The sequence below is a fragment of the Streptomyces sp. NPDC029169 genome (assembly GCF_055563935.1).
Genome location: NZ_JBVHXA010000022.1, coordinates 69,921 through 88,233, shown reverse-complemented (window position 1 = coordinate 88,233; position 18,313 = coordinate 69,921). Strand labels below are relative to the sequence as shown.

General features: G+C 72.9%; 18 protein-coding genes. 7 read left to right on the top strand and 11 right to left on the bottom strand.

Going from position 1 to position 18,313, the window contains the following annotated elements:
- The 5 genes from ACZ4VI_RS31700 to ACZ4VI_RS31680 form a co-directional block, all read right to left on the bottom strand.
- Nucleotides 1-1,623, bottom strand: a 1,623-nt coding sequence (locus ACZ4VI_RS31700) for an alpha/beta hydrolase (protein WP_468004865.1), incomplete at its 3' end; no start/stop codon positions are given.
- 69 nt (nucleotides 1,624-1,692) lie between these two features.
- Nucleotides 1,693-2,736 carry a TIGR04222 domain-containing membrane protein gene (locus tag ACZ4VI_RS31695; protein WP_468004863.1) on the bottom strand — a complete coding sequence of 348 codons (1,044 nt, stop codon included), beginning with the start codon at nucleotides 2,734-2,736 and terminating at the stop codon, nucleotides 1,693-1,695.
- Nucleotides 2,737-2,743: 7 nt separating this feature from the next.
- Nucleotides 2,744-4,336 (bottom strand): MbnB/TglH/ChrH family RiPP precursor modification enzyme, encoded by a 1,593-nt coding sequence (locus ACZ4VI_RS31690; RefSeq protein ID WP_468004862.1) that lies wholly within the window; start codon nucleotides 4,334-4,336, stop codon nucleotides 2,744-2,746.
- Between the two features lie 100 nt (nucleotides 4,337-4,436).
- Nucleotides 4,437-5,186: a DUF4142 domain-containing protein gene (locus ACZ4VI_RS31685; RefSeq protein ID WP_468004860.1), complete on the bottom strand. Its 750-nt coding sequence runs from the start codon at nucleotides 5,184-5,186 to the stop codon at nucleotides 4,437-4,439.
- 114 nt (nucleotides 5,187-5,300) lie between these two features.
- A complete protein-coding gene (locus ACZ4VI_RS31680) occupies nucleotides 5,301-5,996 on the bottom strand; it encodes a peptidyl-tRNA hydrolase (RefSeq protein ID WP_468004858.1) in 696 nt (231 codons plus the stop codon).
- A gap of 121 nt (nucleotides 5,997-6,117) precedes the next feature.
- Between ACZ4VI_RS31680 and ACZ4VI_RS31675 the strand changes: the two genes are divergently transcribed.
- The gene (locus ACZ4VI_RS31675) at nucleotides 6,118-6,975 is read left to right on the top strand and encodes an ATP-binding cassette domain-containing protein (RefSeq protein ID WP_468004937.1); all 858 of its coding nucleotides are present in this window, start codon (nucleotides 6,118-6,120) and stop codon (nucleotides 6,973-6,975) included.
- Nucleotides 6,972-7,622, top strand: a complete 651-nt coding sequence (locus ACZ4VI_RS31670) for an ABC transporter (protein ID WP_468004856.1) — start codon at nucleotides 6,972-6,974, stop codon at nucleotides 7,620-7,622. Before ACZ4VI_RS31675 ends, ACZ4VI_RS31670 begins: the two co-directional genes overlap by 4 nt.
- 12 nt (nucleotides 7,623-7,634) lie before the next feature.
- On the opposite strand, the gene ACZ4VI_RS31665 is transcribed toward ACZ4VI_RS31670, so the two are convergent.
- From ACZ4VI_RS31665 to zapE, 5 genes are all read right to left on the bottom strand, one after another.
- Nucleotides 7,635-8,504, bottom strand: a complete 870-nt coding sequence (locus ACZ4VI_RS31665) for a polysaccharide deacetylase family protein (protein WP_468004935.1) — start codon at nucleotides 8,502-8,504, stop codon at nucleotides 7,635-7,637.
- A gap of 38 nt (nucleotides 8,505-8,542) precedes the next feature.
- Nucleotides 8,543-9,454: a PPK2 family polyphosphate kinase gene (locus tag ACZ4VI_RS31660; protein ID WP_468004854.1), complete on the bottom strand. Its 912-nt coding sequence runs from the start codon at nucleotides 9,452-9,454 to the stop codon at nucleotides 8,543-8,545.
- 115 nt (nucleotides 9,455-9,569) lie between these two features.
- Nucleotides 9,570-10,928 (bottom strand): alkaline phosphatase PhoX, encoded by a 1,359-nt coding sequence (locus tag ACZ4VI_RS31655; protein ID WP_468004852.1) that lies wholly within the window; start codon nucleotides 10,926-10,928, stop codon nucleotides 9,570-9,572.
- A 132-nt stretch (nucleotides 10,929-11,060) separates the two neighbouring features.
- Nucleotides 11,061-11,489 carry an OsmC family protein gene (locus ACZ4VI_RS31650; RefSeq protein WP_468004851.1) on the bottom strand — a complete coding sequence of 143 codons (429 nt, stop codon included), beginning with the start codon at nucleotides 11,487-11,489 and terminating at the stop codon, nucleotides 11,061-11,063.
- Nucleotides 11,490-11,523: 34 nt separating this feature from the next.
- On the bottom strand, nucleotides 11,524-12,606 hold the full coding sequence (gene zapE, locus ACZ4VI_RS31645) for a cell division protein ZapE (RefSeq protein ID WP_468004933.1): 1,083 nt from the start codon (nucleotides 12,604-12,606) through the stop codon (nucleotides 11,524-11,526).
- Between the two features lie 69 nt (nucleotides 12,607-12,675).
- Here zapE and ACZ4VI_RS31640 point away from each other — a divergent pair, with 69 nt between their 5' ends.
- The 4 genes from ACZ4VI_RS31640 to msrB all read left to right on the top strand — a co-directional run bounded on the left by ACZ4VI_RS31640 (nucleotide 12,676) and on the right by msrB (nucleotide 16,221).
- Nucleotides 12,676-13,446 carry a pyrimidine reductase family protein gene (locus tag ACZ4VI_RS31640; protein ID WP_468004849.1) on the top strand — a complete coding sequence of 257 codons (771 nt, stop codon included), beginning with the start codon at nucleotides 12,676-12,678 and terminating at the stop codon, nucleotides 13,444-13,446.
- Between the two features lie 106 nt (nucleotides 13,447-13,552).
- Nucleotides 13,553-14,035: an indole-3-glycerol phosphate synthase gene (locus ACZ4VI_RS31635; protein ID WP_468004847.1), complete on the top strand. Its 483-nt coding sequence runs from the start codon at nucleotides 13,553-13,555 to the stop codon at nucleotides 14,033-14,035.
- 364 nt (nucleotides 14,036-14,399) lie between these two features.
- Complete coding sequence (gene murC, locus ACZ4VI_RS31630) at nucleotides 14,400-15,791, top strand: UDP-N-acetylmuramate--L-alanine ligase (RefSeq protein WP_468004846.1); 1,392 nt, start codon at nucleotides 14,400-14,402, stop codon at nucleotides 15,789-15,791.
- 10 nt (nucleotides 15,792-15,801) lie between these two features.
- Entirely contained in the window at nucleotides 15,802-16,221 is a 420-nt protein-coding gene (gene msrB, locus ACZ4VI_RS31625; protein ID WP_468004844.1) for a peptide-methionine (R)-S-oxide reductase MsrB, read from the top strand.
- Between the two features lie 38 nt (nucleotides 16,222-16,259).
- On the opposite strand, the gene ACZ4VI_RS31620 is transcribed toward msrB, so the two are convergent.
- A complete protein-coding gene (locus tag ACZ4VI_RS31620; protein WP_468004842.1) occupies nucleotides 16,260-17,495 on the bottom strand; it encodes a benzoate/H(+) symporter BenE family transporter in 1,236 nt (411 codons plus the stop codon).
- A 56-nt stretch (nucleotides 17,496-17,551) separates the two neighbouring features.
- Between ACZ4VI_RS31620 and ACZ4VI_RS31615 the strand changes: the two genes are divergently transcribed.
- Nucleotides 17,552-18,067 carry a hypothetical protein gene (locus ACZ4VI_RS31615; RefSeq protein WP_468004841.1) on the top strand — a complete coding sequence of 172 codons (516 nt, stop codon included), beginning with the start codon at nucleotides 17,552-17,554 and terminating at the stop codon, nucleotides 18,065-18,067.
- Nucleotides 18,068-18,313: the final 246 nt, after the last annotated feature.

The window sequence follows — 18,313 nt, the reverse complement described above, 5'->3', positions numbered from 1 at the left end:
CTTCTCTTCTCCGGGCGGCACGGAACCTCCCCACCCCCCCCCCCCCCCCCCCTCCCCCCCCCCCCCCCACCCCCCCCCCCTCCCCCCCCACCCCCCCCCCCCCCCCCCCCCCCCCCCCACCGGCGTCCTTTCCGGGGTGCCCGGCACGGCCCCCGTCAGCAGGTAGCTCTCCAGGTACCCGTTGACGCAGGCGTTCGCCCCGCCCCCGATGCCGTGCGTACCGGCGTCCCGCTCGGTCACCAGGGCCGAACCCGACAGCCTGCGCTGCAGCTCGAGCGCCCCCTCGTACGGTGTGGCCGCGTCCCGCTCGGCGGCCAGGATCAGCACCGGCGGCAGCACCCCGGGACCCGTCCGCACGTCCAGCGGCTTCTGCCGCGGCTCCTTCCAGTACGCGCAGGGCAGGTTGGCCCACACGTTGTCCCAGGTCTCGAACGGGGCGATCTTCGCGAGCCGGGTGTTGTCCCGGTCCCAGACGGCGAAGTCCTCCGGCCACGGCGCGTCGTTGCACTCCACCGCCGTATAGACCGCCGCCGCGTTGCCATCGCCGGCCGGGCCTCCGGCCTGCTCGACCAGCGGCTTCGGATCGCCCTTCAGATACCGGGAGAGCGCGCCGGCCCGCAGCGGCCAGAAACCGTCGTGGTACCCGGTCTGGAGCATCGCCCCGTGCAGCTGTCCCGGGCCGACCCGCCCGCCGGCCGGCCGCGCCGCGAGTTCGGCGCGGACCTTCTCGTAACTCTGCTGGACCTCTTGGGCCGTGGTGCCGAGGCCGTACACCTTGTGGTGCCTGGCGACCCAGGTGCGGAAGTCGGTCCAGCGGCGCTCGAACGCGCGGGACTGGTCGAGGTTGTTGAGGTACCAGATCTGCCGCGGCGCGGGGTGGACGGGCGCGTCGAAGACCATCCGGCGCACCCGGTGCGGGAAGAGCGTCGCGTACAGCGCGCCGAAGTAGGTGCCGTACGAGGCGCCCATGTACGTCAGTCTCGGCTCGCCGAGCGCCGCGCGCAGCACCTCCAGGTCGCGGGCGTTGTTGAGCGAGTGGTAGTGCCGCAGCGCCTTGCCCGTGCGGGTCGCGCAGCCCTGGGCGTACGTCTTCGCGCGGGCGATGCGCTCCTGCTTGAAGACCTCGTCGGGCTGGGTCGGGGCGGGGGTCGGGCCGCTGGCGCGGTCGGCGGGGTCCTGGCAGGAGACCGGGGCGGAACGGCCCACGCCGCGCGGGGCGTAGCCGACCAGGTCGTACGCGGCGGCGATCCGCTTCCAGGCCGGGAGCTCGGCGACCAGGGGGAAGTACGTCGAGGAGGCGCCGGGACCGCCGGGGTTGTACACGAGGGCGCCCTGACGGCCGGAGGCCGGTCCGGAGGCCTTGATCCGGCTGACGGTGAGCGGGATCCGGGTGCCGTCGGGGTCCGCGTAGTCGAGGGGGACCAGGACGGTGCCGCACTGGACGGTCGGCGGCAGCTTCTCGGCCGCGGGGCAGCCGCCGAAGCGGATGCCTTCGGCGGCTGCGCGGCGTGCTGCGAGGAGGGTGCCGGCCGTCTCGGCGGGCGGGGCGTCGAGACCGGGCGCGGCGGTCATCGAGGACAGCAGCAGCGACCCGACGGCGCCGGTCAGTGCGAGGGCTTTCACGGAACGATGCTTGTCAGAGCGGCCCACTTTGTACAGGATCTTCGGGGCGTGTCGGGGGTGATGGCCCGGTCAGCCGCTGGAACTGGAGCTTCCGCAGCTCGAACCGCTGCTGCTGGAACAGGAGCTGCCGCCGCCGCTCGAACTGGAGCCGGAGCAGCTCGATCCGCCACTGGAGCCGCCGGAGCAGGCGCTCGCGGAACAGCCTCCGCCTCCGCCGCCGTTGCCGCTGTCCGGCCACCCGCCGCCGCTGCCGCCGCTGCCTCCGCTACCGCCGCCGCAGCCGCCGGAGTTGCCGGGGGTGCCGGCGCACCAGTGCAGGGTCGTGAGCAGGGCCGCGTCCGAGGCGGAGGTGCTGGAGGAGGTGTGCGCTGGGGCCGGCCTGGGCATGCGGGCCGCCGCGATGAGCTGCGTCCGCAGCTCGGTTCCCGGGACGGCGCGCAGTCCGCGCAGCGCGACCTGGTGCCCGGCGTCCTGGTCGTAGACGTGGTCACGCTGGTACTCGGCGGAGGCGCGATGGCCGGCGCGGGTGGTGCGGTTGGCGTTGTACGCGCCGCAGGCGAGGGAGACGAAGACGCCTGCGAAGAGGACGGGGATCACCTTGAAGAGGAACGGCACCTCGAACGGGGCGCGTTCGACGCCCACCGTCACGGCGAGGGAGACGACGAACAGCGCGAGCGATCCGAAGCCCAGGGCGAGGCACCCCCGCTTGCCGTCGCGGCGGACCTCGGGGGCGACCATCAGGCCGCGCGCCGCGAGACCGTCGCCGATCTCCTGGACGGCGGGGCTCCGCATCACCGCGAGGCGCAGGAGGTGCAGGGCGCCGTTGGGGGCGGCGGCGAGCTCCTGGAGCACGGCCCGTTCGACGTGGTCGCGCGCGGTGGCGCCGGGCCGCGCGACGACGATGCCGGGGCCGCCGACACCGATCCGGCCGTCGGCGTGCAGGGCGGCGAGCGCCGCGTCGACGACCCGGGGCGGGCCCCCGATGAGGAACGCGGCCTCGGAAAGGTCGTGGACGGAGCCCCCGCGGTCCGCGCGGGCGGCGCGGAGACGGACGATCAGCAGGGCGGAGCCGGTGATCACGGCGGCCCAGACGAGCAGGGCGAACAGGTTCATGGTGGCGTCACCTCCTTACGAGTGCGGCGCGGGCGGCACGGATGAGTCGGGTCGCAGGACCGGGCGGGCGGGTACCGGCGCGCTCCTGCCACCAGCGGGTGAGGCGGCGGCGGGCGTCGGGGTCCTCGGGGCGTCCGGCGACGAGCAGGTGCTCGACGAAGTCGAGGGCGTCGCGGCGGTATCCGCCGGACATGGGGCGGGTCCTGGCGTATGCGCGGAAGGCGGGGCGGTAGCCGTCGCCGAGGATCTCGGGGAGCTCGGGCGCGATCTTGGCGATCACGTCGGACCGCTTCCCGACGAGGGCGCGGCTCTGCACCCCGAGCCGCCGCGAGTCGAACCCCTCGGGCACGGGCGTCCCCGCGACGAGCGCGGACAACAACGCAACCTGCGCCACAGCAACCCGCTCCCGCGCGCCCGCGCTACCGGGGGTGCGGGGCGCCGAGACGGTCGTACCGTCGGGGGAGTGCGTACGCCCGCCGGGCGGCTCTACGACAGGGACGGTCCGCGCCCCGGGGACGGACGCGTCGCCCGCCTCAGCCCCGCGGTCCGCTGCGCGGGGTCTTCCCCCGAAACCGGGGGCGGGCCCCCGGACCCCCTCCGGCGCGTGCGTGTCGGCATCGGGGGCAGGCCCCCGGGGGTCCTGCGCCTCGGCCGTCCGCGGTGGCTGCGGCATCGGGCCGCCCGAGACGCGGGCGCCCGCGCCGATGAGCAGCGGCTGGTCGGCGGCCCGTGCGCCGCCCCCGGCGGCTCCCGCCCCGACCGGCCCCGCCCCCGTCAGCCGACCCCTGATCGTCGCCAGCTCCGAGGCCAGTTCCTCCGCCGGGGGGAAGTTGTCGTCTCGTTCCAGCAGGACTCCCGGGGGCGAGATCCGGGAGGCGAGGTCCGACAGGATGTCCAGGACCGGTTCCGGGACCGGGTGGGCGTGGGTGTCGTGCCAGATGCCGTCGCGGGTGAGGCCGCCCGCCACGTGGACGTACGCGATCGCCTCGAGCGGGAGTTCAGCGAGGGCCTTCGACGGGGTCTCGCCCCGGTTGACGTGGTTCGTGTGGAGGTTGGCGACGTCGATCAGGAGCCGTACCCCCGTACGCTCCACCAGCTCCGCCAGGAACTGGCCCTCCGTCAGCTCCTCGCCCGGCCAGGAGATCAGCGCCGCGATGTTCTCCAGCGCCAGCGGCACGGGCAGCGCGTCCTGGGCGATCCGGACGTTCTCGCAGAGCACGTCCAGCGCGTCCCACGTGCGCGGCACGGGCAGCAGGTGGCCCGCCTCCAGGACCGGCGTCGCCGTCAGCGCGCCCCCGGCCCGGACGAACGCGATGTGCTCCGTCACCAGCGGCGCCCCGAGCGCCGTCGCCGTCGCCGCCAGGTTCGCGAGCCGCCCGGCGTCCGGGCGGTCCGCGCCGCCGAGGCCCAGCGAGACCCCGTGCGGCACGACCGTGACCCCGCGCGAGCGCAGCCGCGTCAGCGAGTCGGGCAGGTGGCCCGCGCACACGTTCTCCGCTACGACCTCCACCCAGTCGACGCCGGGCAGCGCCTCGACCGCGTCCGCGATCTCCGGCCGCCACCCGATGCCGATCCCGAGCTTCACCCCGAGTTCCGTCATGTCCCCCTCCTTCGGTCCCTCACCTGATGGCCCGGCCGGACGCGTTCGAATCCAGTCGGGGGGACGTTCAGAGGTTGATTTGAGGTTCCGGCCCACGTCGTTACGAGTGCGGCGTCACGATCCCCGCCTCCGGCGCCGGGCGCGACGTGAACGACTGGTCCGTCCCCGACGGCAGGACCGGCGAGGGCACCGCCGGTGACGGCACAACCGGCGGCCCGGTCGGCGGCGCCGTCTTCCGCCCCGCCGCCTCGTTCGCCAGCGCGTCGTAGTCGACCATCCCCGTCGCCTCCAGCATCGTGATGTGGTCGAGCACCGTCTGGTTCGCGTCGCTCGCCAGCTGCCGTATCAGCGCGTTGCGCGTCGTGTGCCGGACCTCCGCGATCAGCGCGAACACCTTGCCGTGCGCGTTGCGCAGCAGGTTCGCGAACTTCCGCTCGTACTCCTCCCCGCGCGCCGCCGTCAGCTCCCGCAGCCACCCCTGCTGCTGCTCGGTCGGCTGGTTCGGCAGCTCCACGCCCAGCTTCGCCGCCACGGTCCGGGCCCGCCGGTCCAGGTCCGTGTGGCCGACCACGAGATGGTCGCCGCACTCCACGATCGCCCGGCTGGGGGCGCGTTCGATGGCCTGCTGGCCGGCCGGGAGCTCCCAAAGACCGGCCAGCCGCACCTTGACCAGCAGGTCCCGGTCCGTGGCCGAGAGCGGACCCCACTGCGTGGCCACGCTCGACGCGTTCAGGTTCGCCTGACCCGTTCCGGAGCGGTCGGCGTAGGACCAGACGGGGAAGGCGAGCGCGCCGACCGTGGCGACGAGGGCCGCGATGATGAGTGCCGTGCCATTGACGCGTAGCGACAAGGTGGTGTCTCCCGTACGTTCGAAATACCGGTCACCGCAGACTGAACCGCCAACGCGGCCGGTGTTCAACCCACTTGGCGGTATCGGGAGATACGTACGGCAGGACGGACGTGTTCAGTCGCCGAGCGCACCGAGTACGGGGAATTCGGACACGACCGTGCACGAACCAGGCGCGATCTCCGTGAACCCGGCGTCCCGCACCACCGGCAGCCCGCTCGTCGTCAGCTCCGCCCAGCGCGCCGGATCGGCCGTCCGTACGGCCAGCGGGAAGCCGGCCTCACGCCACGCCTTGCGGTCCGCCTCCCGCATCTCCCACCACAACAGCTGCGCCCCGTGCCCGGCCTGGGCCATCGTCTTGCCCGCGGACATGTCCAGGTCCGGGTTGAGCCAGAGCAGCGCAGCCCCGGGCCGCGGAGCGCCGGGGGCCACCGGGTCCTCGAGGTCCGTGCCGGAGACCTGGAGCTTCGCCAGCTCTTTGGGCCAGCCGTCCAGCGGGACCGGCGGGAACACCCGTACCTCGGCGGCCTCACCCGTCACCGTGATCCCCGGGAGCGCCTCCGCGCGCCGCCACTCCGCACCGCGCGCCCGGCGCACGACCTTGCGGATCCGGGTGTCCTGCCAGTCGGTCATGGCCCGCGCCCATTCGCCGTCACCGGTCGAGCGTTCGTCGGCGAGGATCTCCAGGACGGCGCGGGCGGCCGTCTCCAGCGCGTCGGTACGCGCCGGGGGCTCGGCCCGCTCGATCCGCACGACGAGGGGGAGGACGAACTGGGGCTTGGTGTCACGGGTGTCGGTCTCGTTGCTGCTCACCCGGCAAGTCTGCCACCCGTCGCACAGGTGTTTCTTGTGGGAATGAACGCTTCCGGGACAGGATGCACCTCATGAACATCGTCCGGCCGAGCGAGCTCACCCCGCAGAAGGCCTCGTCCAACTGAACCTGGAACGGGTGGGGCGCCGTTACGGCCTGCGCGGACCGTGGGTGCTGCGCGAGGCGGACCTCGGCCTGCCCGCCGGCGCCCTCGTCCGCATCACGGGCACCAACGGCACTGGCAAGTCGACGCTGCTGCGGATCGTCGCGGGCATCGACGCGCCGACGGAGGGCCGGATCACCGGCCGGCCCCGGCGCACGGCGTACGTACCGGAGCGCTTCCCGGCCGCCCTGCCCTTCACCGCGACCGGCTATCTGACCCACCTCGGACGCGTCCAGGGGCTGGGCCGGGCCGAAGCGGCCACGAGGGCGGGGGAGTGGCTGGAGCGGTTCGGCGCGGGCGCCTTCGCGGACACCCCACTCCCCGAACTCTCCAAGGGCAGCAGCCAGAAGGTCGCCGTCGCCCAGGCCCTGCTGGCCGGTCCGGCCCTCCTGGTCCTCGACGAGGCGTGGACCGGCCTGGACACGGGCGCGCGGCACGAGCTGGACCGCGCAGTCCGCGAGCGGGTCGCGGCGGGCGGCACGGTCGTCTTCGTCGACCACGACCCTGGCCGGCTCGCGGGGGAGGCCGACGCCGTGTACGCGGTGGAGGCGGGGCGGGTACGGCCCGGGAGTCCCCGGCTCGACGGGGGCGTGCGGCCCCGCGTGCGGATCGTGGTCTCCTGCGGCAGCCCGCTCCCCGAGGGGCTGCCGGGCGCACCCTCGTACGAGCCCGGATCCGACGGCACGACGGTGTACGCGGTCGACGCGGCGCACTCCGACGGACTGCTCCGGGCGCTGCTCGAAGCCTCCTGGCACATCCACGAACTGAGCACCGCGGGCATCAGGGCGGGACAGGCAGGACGGGCAGGACGGGTATGACCGCACTGCTGCGCTATCAGACCGACCTGCTGCTGCGTTCCCAGCGCTGGCTCGCACCGCTGCTGCTGTACGCGGTGTTCCTCGGCGTCGGCGTGCGCGCCGGGGAGCCCGTGCTCGGCGCCCTCGGCTACACGGCCGCCGCGCTGCTTCCCGTCACCGCGTGGGTCGTACGGATCTGCCTCGGCCAGGAACCGCCCGCCGCGCGCGGTGTGGTGGCCGCCGCGGCCGGACGGGAACGGGCGCACCTGGCGGCGGTCCTGGCCGCCGTGGCCTGCGCGGCGCTCCTCGGCGCCGTCGCCGTCCTGGGGGTCACGGCGATGAGCGACCTCCGCCGGGTCGACCCCGTCGAGGCCGGGACCGCGGGGCTCCTCGCCGCCGCGGTCTGCGTCCTGACGGGCGCCGCCGTGGGCGCCCTCACCACCCGGCCGCTCGTCCGGTCCCGTGGCTGGTCGCTCGCGGCGCTCGTCCTCGGCTCGCTCCTCGCGCTGGTGACGACCGGCTCACCGGCGCGGTACGCGGTGACGGCCCTGGTCACCGGCTCCCGCACCGCGGCCGTCGCGATGCCCTGGCCCGCCCTCGCGGGAGCCCTGGCGCTCGCCGCCGCCGCGGTGGCCGTGAGCACCAGGGCCACGGCGCGGCTGGAGTGAGTACGCGGACTGCTAGGCGGGTCGCTCCGCCATCAGCTCCGAGACCTTCACGAACCGGTAGCCCCTGGCGCGCAGTTCGGGGACGATCTTCCGGATCGCCTGCTCGGTGACGGGCGCGGCGCTGCGGGTGCAGTGCATGACCACGAGCGAGCCGGGCTTCACGCCGTCGAGGACCTGCTGCGCCACCGCGTCGCCGTCCTTGGCGAAGGCGTCGCCGCTGACCACGTCCCACTGCACCGCCGTCACCTTCGCGGATGCGAGCGCGCGCAGCGCCTCGTCGTCGTAGCAGCCGCCGGGGAACCGGAAGTACGGCACGACATTGCGCGCCCCGGCCTTCTTGAACGCCTCGAAGGCCCGGCGTACGTCGGCCGCCATGTTCTGCTTCGCCACCGTCGGCAGGCCGTAGCAGGGCGCGGCGAAGGCGTAGTGGCTGTACGAGTGGTTGGCGATCTCGAAGCGGGGGTCGGTGCCGATGGACCGTGCCTGGTCCGGGTACTCCTCGGCCCAGCGGCCGGTCATGAAGACCGTCGAGTCGACCTTGAGCCGCCGCAGGGTCTCGATCAGCGCCGGGTTGTCGAAGCGCTCACCGCTCGCGGCCCGCGGCCCCTGGTCGGCCGTCATGTCGGCGTCGAAGGTGAGCGCGACGACCTTGTCCCCGCCCTTGCGGGCCCGTTCGAACACCGGTGTGAGCCCACCGGGTCCCGGCGCCATGGTCGGCGCCTTGCGGACGACGGCGGGACCGGGCGCGGCACCGGCGCTGGAGCTGGAGCTGGGAGTTGCGCTCGGGCTCGCGCTGGAGGTGGTGGGGCGAGGTGGGGGCGGGTCGGCCGTGCCCCCGCCACAGCCGACGAGTACGGCACCCAGCAGAGCAAGCGCCGACAACTTTCGTACAGAAATGGTCACGCACGGAAACTAGCCGATCAGGAGGCGAGTAGCCGTCTCCGGCACTCGGCGACGTCGAAGTCGCCCGGCGGGTACTGCGGGTCGAGCGCGGACAGGTGCTCCAGGAGCAGTCGGCTGATGGCCCAGTTGCGGTACCACTTGCGGTCGGCCGGGACCAGGTACCAGGGCGCCCCCTCCGTCGAGCAGCGCTCCAGGGCGATCTCGTACGCCCGCTGGTACGCCGGCCACAGCGCGCGCTCCTCGATGTCGCCCGGGTTGAACTTCCAGTGCTTCTCGGGGTTGTCCAGGCGCTCCAGGAGGCGCTCGCGCTGTTCCTCGTACGAGAGGTGCAGGAAGACCTTGACGATCGTGACGCCGTCGTCGACGAGGGACTCCTCCCAGCGGTTGATCTGGCCGTAGCGGCGGCCGACGTCGCGCCGGGGGACCAGTTCGCGGACACGGGCGATGAGGACGTCCTCGTAGTGCGAGCGGTCGAAGATGCCGATCTCGCCCGGCACCGGCAAGGCCCTGTTGATCCGCCAGAGGAAGGGGTGCCTGCGCTCCTCCGCCGTGGGCTCCTTGAAGGCCCGGATCCGGCACCCGGCCGGGTTGAAGTAGCCGATCACATGCTTGACCGTGCCGCCCTTGCCGCTGGTGTCCATGCCCTGGAGGACGAGCAGCAGCCGGCGACGGTCGCCGGCCGTGCTCGCCGCGTACAGCCGCTCCTGGAGGTCGGCGAGGTGCGGGGCGAGCTGCGCGGTGGCCTCGATCCCCGCGGACTTGTCGGCCGGGCCCGCGGGGATCTCCGAGGCGGAGTGGGAGGAGAGGTCGACCGGCGCCCCGACGGGCAGGCGCAGCAGGTCACGCAGGACCGGCTCCTTCGCCGCCGCGTCGGCCTTCGACCGGTCGCCCTTCGCCCCGTCCTTCCGCTTCTTGTCCTTCTTCGCCACCTCACGCCCCTTCCCGTCCGCCCGGCACCTTCCCCGATCCTGCGCCGGAAGAGACGGCCTCGCGACCGGGGCGTCACCGGGCCCGCGTCACCCGGTCCGCGTCACCGGGCCTACGTCAGCACCACGGCCCCGTCACCGCGAACGTCGTGCCGGGCGTGTAGCAGTTGACGTACATGGTCCGGCCGTCCGGGGAGAACGTGACGCCCGCGAACTCGCCCCACTCCGGGGCGTCCGGCGTCCCGATGTTCTGGGCGTTGCGCGCCACCGCGTGCACCTCGCCCTTCCGGGTCAGGCCGTACACATGCTGCGCGCCGTCGCCGTCCTCGCAGACCATCAGGCCGCCGCTCGGGGCGAGGCAGATGTTGTCCGGGGATTCGCCGGGCAGTTGGATGTCCGTGCTCGGGCCGAAGACGACGACGAGCGTGAGGCGGCGCGCCTGCGGGTCGAACTTCCACACCTGGCCGAAGTGGGTCGCGCCGGAGCCGTCCGAGGTGCGGGCGAAGGACGAGACGAAGTAGACGCACTTCCCGCCCCAGTAGCAGCCCTCCAGCTTCTGCGCGTGCGTGATGCCCTTCGGCCCGAAGTCCTGGAGCCTGATGGGGGTCTGGGCCGCCAGCGGGTCCGGTACGGGCACCCACTCGATGCCGTCGAACGTCGCCCCGGTCTCCTGGATCACGGAGAGGTCGGGCACGCCCGGCACCCGCATGGCCTCCAGGGCCCCGCCCGCGCGCAGCGAACCGTGGCCGCCGAGCGGCTTCTCCGGGAGGAAGCGGTAGAAGAGGCCGAAGGGCTTCAGGAAGGCGTCCTCCGTCTCGTACACGATGCCGTTGTGCGGGTCGACGGCGATCGCCTCGTGCTGGAAGCGGCCCATGGCAGTGAGCGGTACGGCTCCGGTGCGGTGCGGGTCGGCGCCGTCGACCTCGAAGATGAAGCCGTGGTCCTTGGTGTAGCCGTTGGTGCCGGCCTTGTCCTCGGTCTCCTCGCAGGTGAGCCAGGTGCCCCAAGGGGTCGGTCCGCCCGCGCAGTTGACGGCGGTGCCGGCGATCGCGACGCGCTCGTCGAGGACGTTGCCGCGGTCGTCGAGCGTGAGCGCCGTACAACCGCCCTTGGCGGCCGGGTCGTACGTCAGGCCGCCGACGGTCGGGACGCCGATCTTGCCGGTGACCCGGTTCTCGTGGTTGCGGACGAGGTGGACGCGGCCCCGGCGGCCGGCGAAGGCGCCCATGCCGTCGTGGTTGCTCGGGACGGGGCCTTCGCCGGAGCGGAGGGGGTCGCCCTGACGGGAGAGGACCTTGTAGTGGAAGCCCTCGGGGAGGTCGAGGAGCCCGGCGGGGTCGGGGATCAGCGGGCCGTAGCCGGCGTGACCCCGAGCTGCTGCCGTACCGGCGAACAGCTCACCGAGCGCGCCCGAGAAGGCGATGCCGGCGACGGACGCGCCGGTGCGGGACAGGATCTGACGTCGTGTTGCGGACATGAGGCAACCCACTTCCTGCTGGCGGACAGGCGTAGATGTGACGTGTGACCCGCACGTGTGTACCACGCACTGTGGTGACACGTGAAGCCATGCGGGTCGACACGGCCTCATGGGACGCGAGGGATCAGGCGATCAGACGAGTTCGGCGGTGAGCGTGATCGTCGTTCCCGCCAGGGCCTGGCTCACCGGGCAGTTCTTCTTGGCGTCCTCGGCCAGCTCCAGGAACTTGTCCTTGTCCACGCCAGGCACCTCGCCGCGGACGGTGAGGTGGCTGCCCGTGATGCCCTGGCCCGGCACGAAGGTGACGTCGGCCTTGGTCTCCAGGCGGGTCGGCGCGTTCCCGGCCTTGGCCAGGATGTTGGAGAACGCCATGTTGAAGCAGGAGGAGTGCGCGGCGGCGATCAGCTCCTCGGGGCTGGTCCTGCCGTTCGCCGCCTCGTCGGTGCGGGCAGGCCAGGAGACGTCGTACGAACCGAGGCCGGACGAGTCGAGCGAGACGGTGCCCTTGCCCTTGAGGAGGTCGCCCTCCCAGACGGCGTGGGCGGAACGGGTTGCGGCCATGGTGAATCCCTTTCGATCGGGTATGGCCCCCAACCTACTGCTGGACCAGCCCCTTCGCGTCCCGTGCCAGCGCCGTGAGCCGGGAGATCGCCCGGAAGTACTTCTTGCGGTACCCGCCCTTCAGCATCTCTTCACTGAACAGCCGGTCGAAGGGGAGCCCGGAGGCAAGCACCGGGACCTCCCGGTCGTACAGCCGGTCGGCGAGCACGACGAGCCGCAGCGCCGTCGACTGGTCCGGGACCGCCTGCACGTCCGTGAGGCAGACCGCCGTCAGATCGTCGGTGAGCGCGCCGTACCGGCTCGGGTGGACCCTGGCCAGGTGGTCGAGCAGGTGTGGGAAGTCGTCGAGCGAGGCGCCGGGAGTCGCGTACGCCGCCTTCGTCACCTGTTCGTCGGAGTACGGGGCGGGCGCCTCGGGCAGCCCGCGGTGACGGTAGTCCTCGCCGTCGATCCGCAGCGGACGGAAGTGGGCCGAGAGGCCCTGGATCTCGCGCAGGAAGTCGGCGGCGGCGAACCGGCCCTCGCCCAGCTTGCCCGGGAGCGTGTTGGAGGTGGCGGCGAGCGCCACGCCCGACTCCACGAGCCGGCTGAGCAGGGAGGAGACGAGGACGGTGTCGCCCGGGTCGTCCAGCTCGAACTCGTCGATGCAGAGGAGCCGGTGCCCGCTCAGGGTCCGTACGGTCTGCTGGAAGCCCAGCGCACCCACGAGGTTGGTCAGCTCCACGAACGTGCCGAAGGCCTTCAGTCCCGGCTCGGCGGGAGTGGCGTGCCAGAGGGAGGCGAGCAGGTGGGTCTTGCCGACGCCGTAGCCGCCGTCGAGGTAGACCCCGCGCGGGCCGGTGGGGGCGGGCTGCTTCTTCGCGAACAAGCGGCCGAGGACCGGGCGCCTGCCCGCGCCGGTGGCGTGGGCACCGCCGAGCCCTTCGGCGAAGGAGCTCAGAACCTTGACCGCGTCGGTCTGGCTGGGCTGGTTCGGGTCCGGGATGTACGTGTCGAAGCGCACCGAGTCGAACCGCGGCGGCGGGACCATCTCCGCCACAAGACGGTCGGCGGGGGCATGGGGCTCCCGGGCGCAGAGGGAGACCGGAGCGGCTTCTGTGGAAGCCGTTTCGGTTATGGCGCGGGGGGCGTGGGAGGTACGGGTCGACACAGTTCCCCACTGTAAGCGCCATGTCAGACTGCGAGGATGCGACGCCTGTTCCCTGTGACGGACATGACAGCGGCCGAATCGGACAGGGAGTGGTCCCTCGACGAGCTGGCCGACGCCTACGCGTACCCCGAGCTGAAGCCCGACGAGACCTGGCTGCGCGCCAACATGGTCTCCTCCCTCGACGGCGCCGGGCAGCACGAAGGCCGCTCCCAGCCGCTCTCCTCGGATAGCGACATGCGGATCTTCGGCACCCTGCGCGGCCTCGCCGACGTGATCGTCGTCGGGGCCCAGACCGTACGCCAGGAGGGGTACCGCCCGGCACGCGCGCGTGAGGCCTTCGCGGCCCGCCGCGCGGCCGCCGGACAGGGGCCCGCGCCGGTGATCGCCGTGGTGAGCGCCTCCCTCGACCTCGACTTCGCCCTGCCGCTCTTCACCGGGCCCCTGGTCCCGACCCTGGTCCTGACCGGCGCCGCGGCGCCCGCCGACCGGGTGGCCGAGGCCCGGAAGGCGGGGGCCGAGGTGGTGATCGCGGGGGACGGGGCCGGGGTCGAGCCGGCCCGCGCGGTGGCGGAGCTCGCGGAGCGGGGCCTCCGGCGCCAGCTGACCGAGGGCGGTCCTCGGCTGCTCGGCCATTTCGTGGCGGCCGGAGTGCTCGACGAGATGTGTCTGACGGTCTCGCCGACGATGACGGCGGGCACCGCGCAGCGCATCGCCGGGGGGCCGTCCGTGGCCGTGCCGCAGCGGTTCGCCGTGGTGTCGGTGCTGGAGGAGGCCGGGTTCCTTTTCACCCGCTACCGTCGGATCTGACACGCGGCGGAATTTCTCGTTCCGGTTAGCTTCCGCTGGGCACACTTACCCCCGTAGACCCCGTGCGGGCACGGGGAAGGATGGTTTCCGCAGAAGGGCTCCTGAGGTGTTCACAAGCGTTCTGATGATCGAGAGGCCCCTTTCGTCCGTCGACGTGGAGTTCGTCACCACCCTGCACGGCGACGAGAGGGTGTCCTTCATCGTGCTGATGCAGCCCCGTGGTGACCAGGCCGATGTACTGCTGCGCGCCATCGACGACGTCGCCATGGGCGAGCTGAAGGAAGCGGCCCATGAGGGTGAGGAACCGGAGGGCAAGGCGGCCCGTGTCCCCGCCGAGCAGGCCCTGGAGCACTCCCTCCAGGCCCTGCGGGACGCCGGCTGCGAGGCGGTCGGACAGGTGGTCGAGGACCACCCCCTGAACAAGATGAAGGCCGTCGTGGACGAGTCCGACGCCGACGAGGTGATCGTCCTGACGGCCCCGCACTACGTGGAGGAGTTCTTCCACCGGGACTGGGCGTCGCGGGCGCGTCACAAGGTCGGCGTACCGGTGCTCAAGCTGTTCGCGCACAGCGAGGCGGAGAGCGCGTAGGAGCGGCTGCCTGCCGCGTCCGGCGCCGCGCGCGGCGCCGGACGCCGGCTGCACGCGGTGGGCCACGGGGACGGGCGGGGCACGGGACCGCCCTGCGGCAGGCTGCCCGCGCGCGGCGGCCGGGCGCGGGTGGCTCGACGCCGGCGGCTGGATGCGGGCCGGGCGCGCGGGCGGCCAGACGTGGGCTGCCGGGCGCCGGCCGGACGCGGTGGCCGGACGCGGTGGCCACGAGTTCCGGGGCCGGGGCGGGGGCGGGTCCAGGGGCGAGGGCCACGTGCCGCCCGCGGGTCGGGCTGCCCGGGGCTGTCAGGGGGAGCCACTAGGCTGGGGACCTCCTGTACGTCGTCCCCCGGGGAGAACACTCATGGCACCCGCCATCCCTGCCGCCATGGAACGGCCGCACTTCATCGGCATCGGCGGTGCCGGAATGTCGGGCATCGCGAAGATCCTCGCCCAGCGCGGAGCGAAGGTCGCCGGCAGCGACGCGAAGGAGTCCGCGACCGCCGAGGCGCTGCGCGCGCTCGGGGTCACGGTGCACATCGGCCACGCCGCCGCCCACCTCGCCGACGACGCCACAGCCGTCGTCGTCTCCAGCGCCATCCGCGCCGACAACCCCGAGCTGGCCCGCGCCGCCGAGCTCGGCATCCCGGTCGTCCACCGCTCCGACGCGCTCGCCTCCCTCATGGACGGCCTGCGCGCGATCGCCGTGGCCGGTACGCACGGCAAGACCACGACGACGTCCATGCTGGCCGTCGCGCTCACCGAGCTCGGCCTTGACCCCTCGTACGCCATCGGCGGCGACCTCGCGGGCCCGGGCACCAACGCCCGCCACGGCGCGGGCGAGGTCTTCGTCGCCGAGGCGGATGAAAGCGACCGCAGCTTCCAGAAGTACGACCCCGAGGTCGCCATCGTCCTCAACGTCGAGCTCGACCACCACGCGAACTACGCGTCGATGGATGAGATCTACGAGTCCTTCGAGGCCTTCACCGCCAAGATCCGCCCCGGCGGCACCCTGGTCGTCGGCGAGCACGCGGGCGCGCGCGAGCTGGCGCGCCGGGTCGCGGGCCGGCAGGACCTCCGGATCGTCACCGTCGGCGAGTCGGCGGACTCCGACGCCCGGATCCTCTCGATCATCCCGAAGGGCATGACCAGCGAGGTCGTCGTCGTCCTCGACGGCGTCGAGCACACCTTCACCGTCTCGGTCCCCGGCCGTCACTACGCCCACAACGCGGCCGCGGCCCTCGCCGCCGGCTCCCGCGTGGGCATCGGTCCGGCGGAGCTCGCCCAGGCCCTCACCGCGTACACCGGTGTCGGCCGGCGCCTCCAGCTCAAGGGCGAGGCGGCGGGCGTCCAGGTCATCGACTCGTACGCGCACCACCCCACCGAGATGACCGCCGACCTGGAGGCCATGCGCGGCGCCGCCGGGGCCGCCCGCCTCCTGGTCGTCTTCCAGCCCCACCTCTTCTCCCGCACCCAGGAGCTCGGCAAGGAGATGGGCGACGCGCTGGCCCTCGCCGACGCCTCTGTGGTCCTGGACATCTACCCGGCCCGTGAGGACCCGATCCCCGGCATCACCAGCGAGCTGATCATCACGGCGGCTCGCGCGGCGGGCGCGGACGTGACGGCGGTGCACGACAAGGACGCTGTCCCGGACGTCGTCGCGGGAATGGCGAAGCCCGGTGATCTCGTTCTGACCATGGGCGCGGGCGACGTCACGGACCTCGGTCCGAGGATCCTGGCCCGCCTGTCGAGCTGAGGAGCGTGTGATGACGGCGTACGAGGTCGAGAAGCCGGACGAGCAGTGGCGTGCGGAGCTGACCCCGGAGGAGTACCAGGTCCTGCGCCAGGCGGGTACCGAGCCCGCGTTCCGCGGTGAGTACACGGACACGAAGACGAAGGGTGTCTACTCCTGCCGGGCGTGCGGCGCCGAGCTCTTCACGTCCACGGAGAAGTTCGAGTCGCACTGCGGCTGGCCGTCCTTCTACGACCCGAAGGACAGCGCGGCGGTCGAGCTGATCGAGGACCGCTCGTACGGCATGGTCCGCACCGAGGTCCGCTGCGCGCGCTGCGGCTCGCACCTGGGCCATGTCTTCGAGGGCGAGGGCTATCCGACCCCGACGGACCAGCGGTACTGCATCAACAGCATCTCGCTGCGGCTGACGCCTACGGACTCCTCAGGCGCCTGACGAGGGAAGGGCGGGGGCCGCGGCCCCCACCCTTCGGCTCAGTGGCGCTTCGCCTCCTCGGGGGCGGCTTTCCGTGACGGCTCGTCGGGGCGCGCCCTGCGCCGGGCGAGGTCGCCGACGGCCAGGGTCAGGACGCCCGCGAGGAGACCCCAGAAGGTCGAGCCGATGCCGAAGAGCGTGAACCCGGAGGCCGTGGCGAGCAGGGTGACCACGGCCGGTTCGCGGAGGCGGTCGTCCGTGAGGGCCGAGGTGAGGGAGGAGCCGATCGTGGCGAGCAGGCCGATGCCCGCGATGCCCAGGACGAGCGCGGGCGGCATCGCGGTCAGCAGCCAGCCGACCGTTCCGCCGAAGAGCCCGACCAGAAGGTAGAAGATCCCCGCCCAGACGCCCGCCACATACCGCTTCCTGGGATCGGGGTGCGCGGCCTCGCCGCTGCAGATCGCCGCGGTGATCGCGGCCAGGTTCAGGCCGAAGCAGCCGAACGGCGCCAGGACGGTGTTGACCGTGCCCGTCCAGGTCAGCAGCGGCGAGACCGGCGTGGAGTAACCGGCGTTGCGCAGCACGGCGACCCCCGGCAGATTCTGCGAGGCCATCGTCACGGCGAAGAGCGGCAGACCGACGCCGACGAGGACCTGCCAGTCGAACTCGGGGCGCACGAAGGACGGTTGGGCGAGGGTGAGCTCGAAGCCGTCCAGCTTCCAGGAGCCCTGCCACGCCGTCGCCGCGACACCGACGGCGAGCGCGGCGACGACGGCGTACCGGGGGAACCAGCGCCGACCGACGAGATACGCAAGGAACATGGGAACGGCGATGACGCCGTTCCGCTCCATCTGCGTGAACAGCTCGGTGCCGAACTGGAGCAGGACCCCGGCGAGCAGCGCGGAGGCGAGCGGCACCGGAATCCGGTTCATGATCCGCTCGAACCAGCCGGTCACGCCGCTGATCACGATGAGTACGGCGGACAGCAGGAAGGCCCCGACCGCCTGCGCCATCGTCACGCCCTGCAGCCCGGTGGCGAGCAGCGCGGCGCCGGGGGTCGACCAGGCCGTCACGACCGGTGCCCGGTAGCGCAGGGACAGGCCGATGCAGGTGATGCCCATGCCGATGCCGAGGGCGAAGACCCACGAGGTGAGCTCGGCGGAGGTGGCACCGGCCGCCTTGGCCGCCGTGAAGACGACGGCCACGGAGCTGGTGATGCCGATGAGGGCGGCGAGGAACCCGGCGGAGACGGCGGTGGCCGGCGCGGCGGACTGGACGTGTCGTATGAAAGCCATGGCCAGGGCATCCTGGCACACCGCGTCCGAGGGGCCCGACAGGTTTTCCACAGGCCTTGTGGCGGGGGCCGGATGGGCGCAGCACCGAGGAGAACTTCCGGGGCCGACTGCTCGCCCAGGTCCCCGGGAACGGGCGTCTGCGTCTGCAACTGAAGGCGGAGGGCCGCTGGCAGCTCCAGGTGCTTCCGCTGGCCGCGGCGACGCGCCTGACGGAGGAGGAGCTGGAGTGCCGCGGCCCGGACGTCCTGCTGCACACCGGCGGAACGGCCGATCTCGCCCTCCACTACCGCGGCGACGACAACCTCATCGTCAACCTCTACGAACTGGCGGACCACGACGACCCGACGGAACTGCCCACGGACGACAACGTCGTCAACGAGATCGGCAAGCGGCGCGAGACCGTGCCGCTGCCCGAGGGGCCGCTCATCGTGCACCTGGAGATGGCCGACGGCCCGTGGCGGGCGCGCCTGAAGCACCTGCAGCCGCCCAGCCGGCCGTCGCACGTCGGCGGCCCGGCGAACGTCGTCGAGATAGGCAAGGCGCAGGGATGGCTACGGCGCGGTAGACGCTGACGGTGCCCTGGAAGAGGTACCGATTGGATTCCGATGCGGCATCCGGGGCGCAACACCCCCCGGCCCAATTACCACGCATCGAAGGCGGAATCAATCTATCCGCTTACGCGGCGTGGCTGGTTATGATCCCTCCGCACATCCCGTCGAAGCCGGATCGGGCGTTCCCCCGCCGTCCACACCCGAGGACCGCGCGCCCCGTTCGGCTGATGGCCCGTCCCCTGCCACTCCGCTCCCCGAGGGCTGATG

What these genes read in the sequence shown, in the direction of transcription:
- ACZ4VI_RS31695 (WP_468004863.1), bottom strand. Translation starts at nt 2,736, where the DNA reads ATGAACCTGTTCGCCCTGCTCGTCTGGGCCGCCGTGATCACCGGCTCC.
- ACZ4VI_RS31690 (WP_468004862.1), bottom strand. Translation starts at nt 4,336, where the DNA reads ATGACGGAACTCGGGGTGAAGCTCGGGATCGGCATCGGGTGGCGGCCG.
- ACZ4VI_RS31670 (WP_468004856.1), top strand. Translation starts at nt 6,972, where the DNA reads ATGACCGCACTGCTGCGCTATCAGACCGACCTGCTGCTGCGTTCCCAG.
- ACZ4VI_RS31655 (WP_468004852.1), bottom strand. Translation starts at nt 10,928, where the DNA reads ATGTCCGCAACACGACGTCAGATCCTGTCCCGCACCGGCGCGTCCGTC.
- ACZ4VI_RS31650 (WP_468004851.1), bottom strand. Translation starts at nt 11,489, where the DNA reads ATGGCCGCAACCCGTTCCGCCCACGCCGTCTGGGAGGGCGACCTCCTC.
- ACZ4VI_RS31640 (WP_468004849.1), top strand. Translation starts at nt 12,676, where the DNA reads ATGCGACGCCTGTTCCCTGTGACGGACATGACAGCGGCCGAATCGGAC.
- murC (WP_468004846.1), top strand. Translation starts at nt 14,400, where the DNA reads ATGGCACCCGCCATCCCTGCCGCCATGGAACGGCCGCACTTCATCGGC.
- msrB (WP_468004844.1), top strand. Translation starts at nt 15,802, where the DNA reads ATGACGGCGTACGAGGTCGAGAAGCCGGACGAGCAGTGGCGTGCGGAG.
- ACZ4VI_RS31620 (WP_468004842.1), bottom strand. Translation starts at nt 17,495, where the DNA reads ATGGCTTTCATACGACACGTCCAGTCCGCCGCGCCGGCCACCGCCGTC.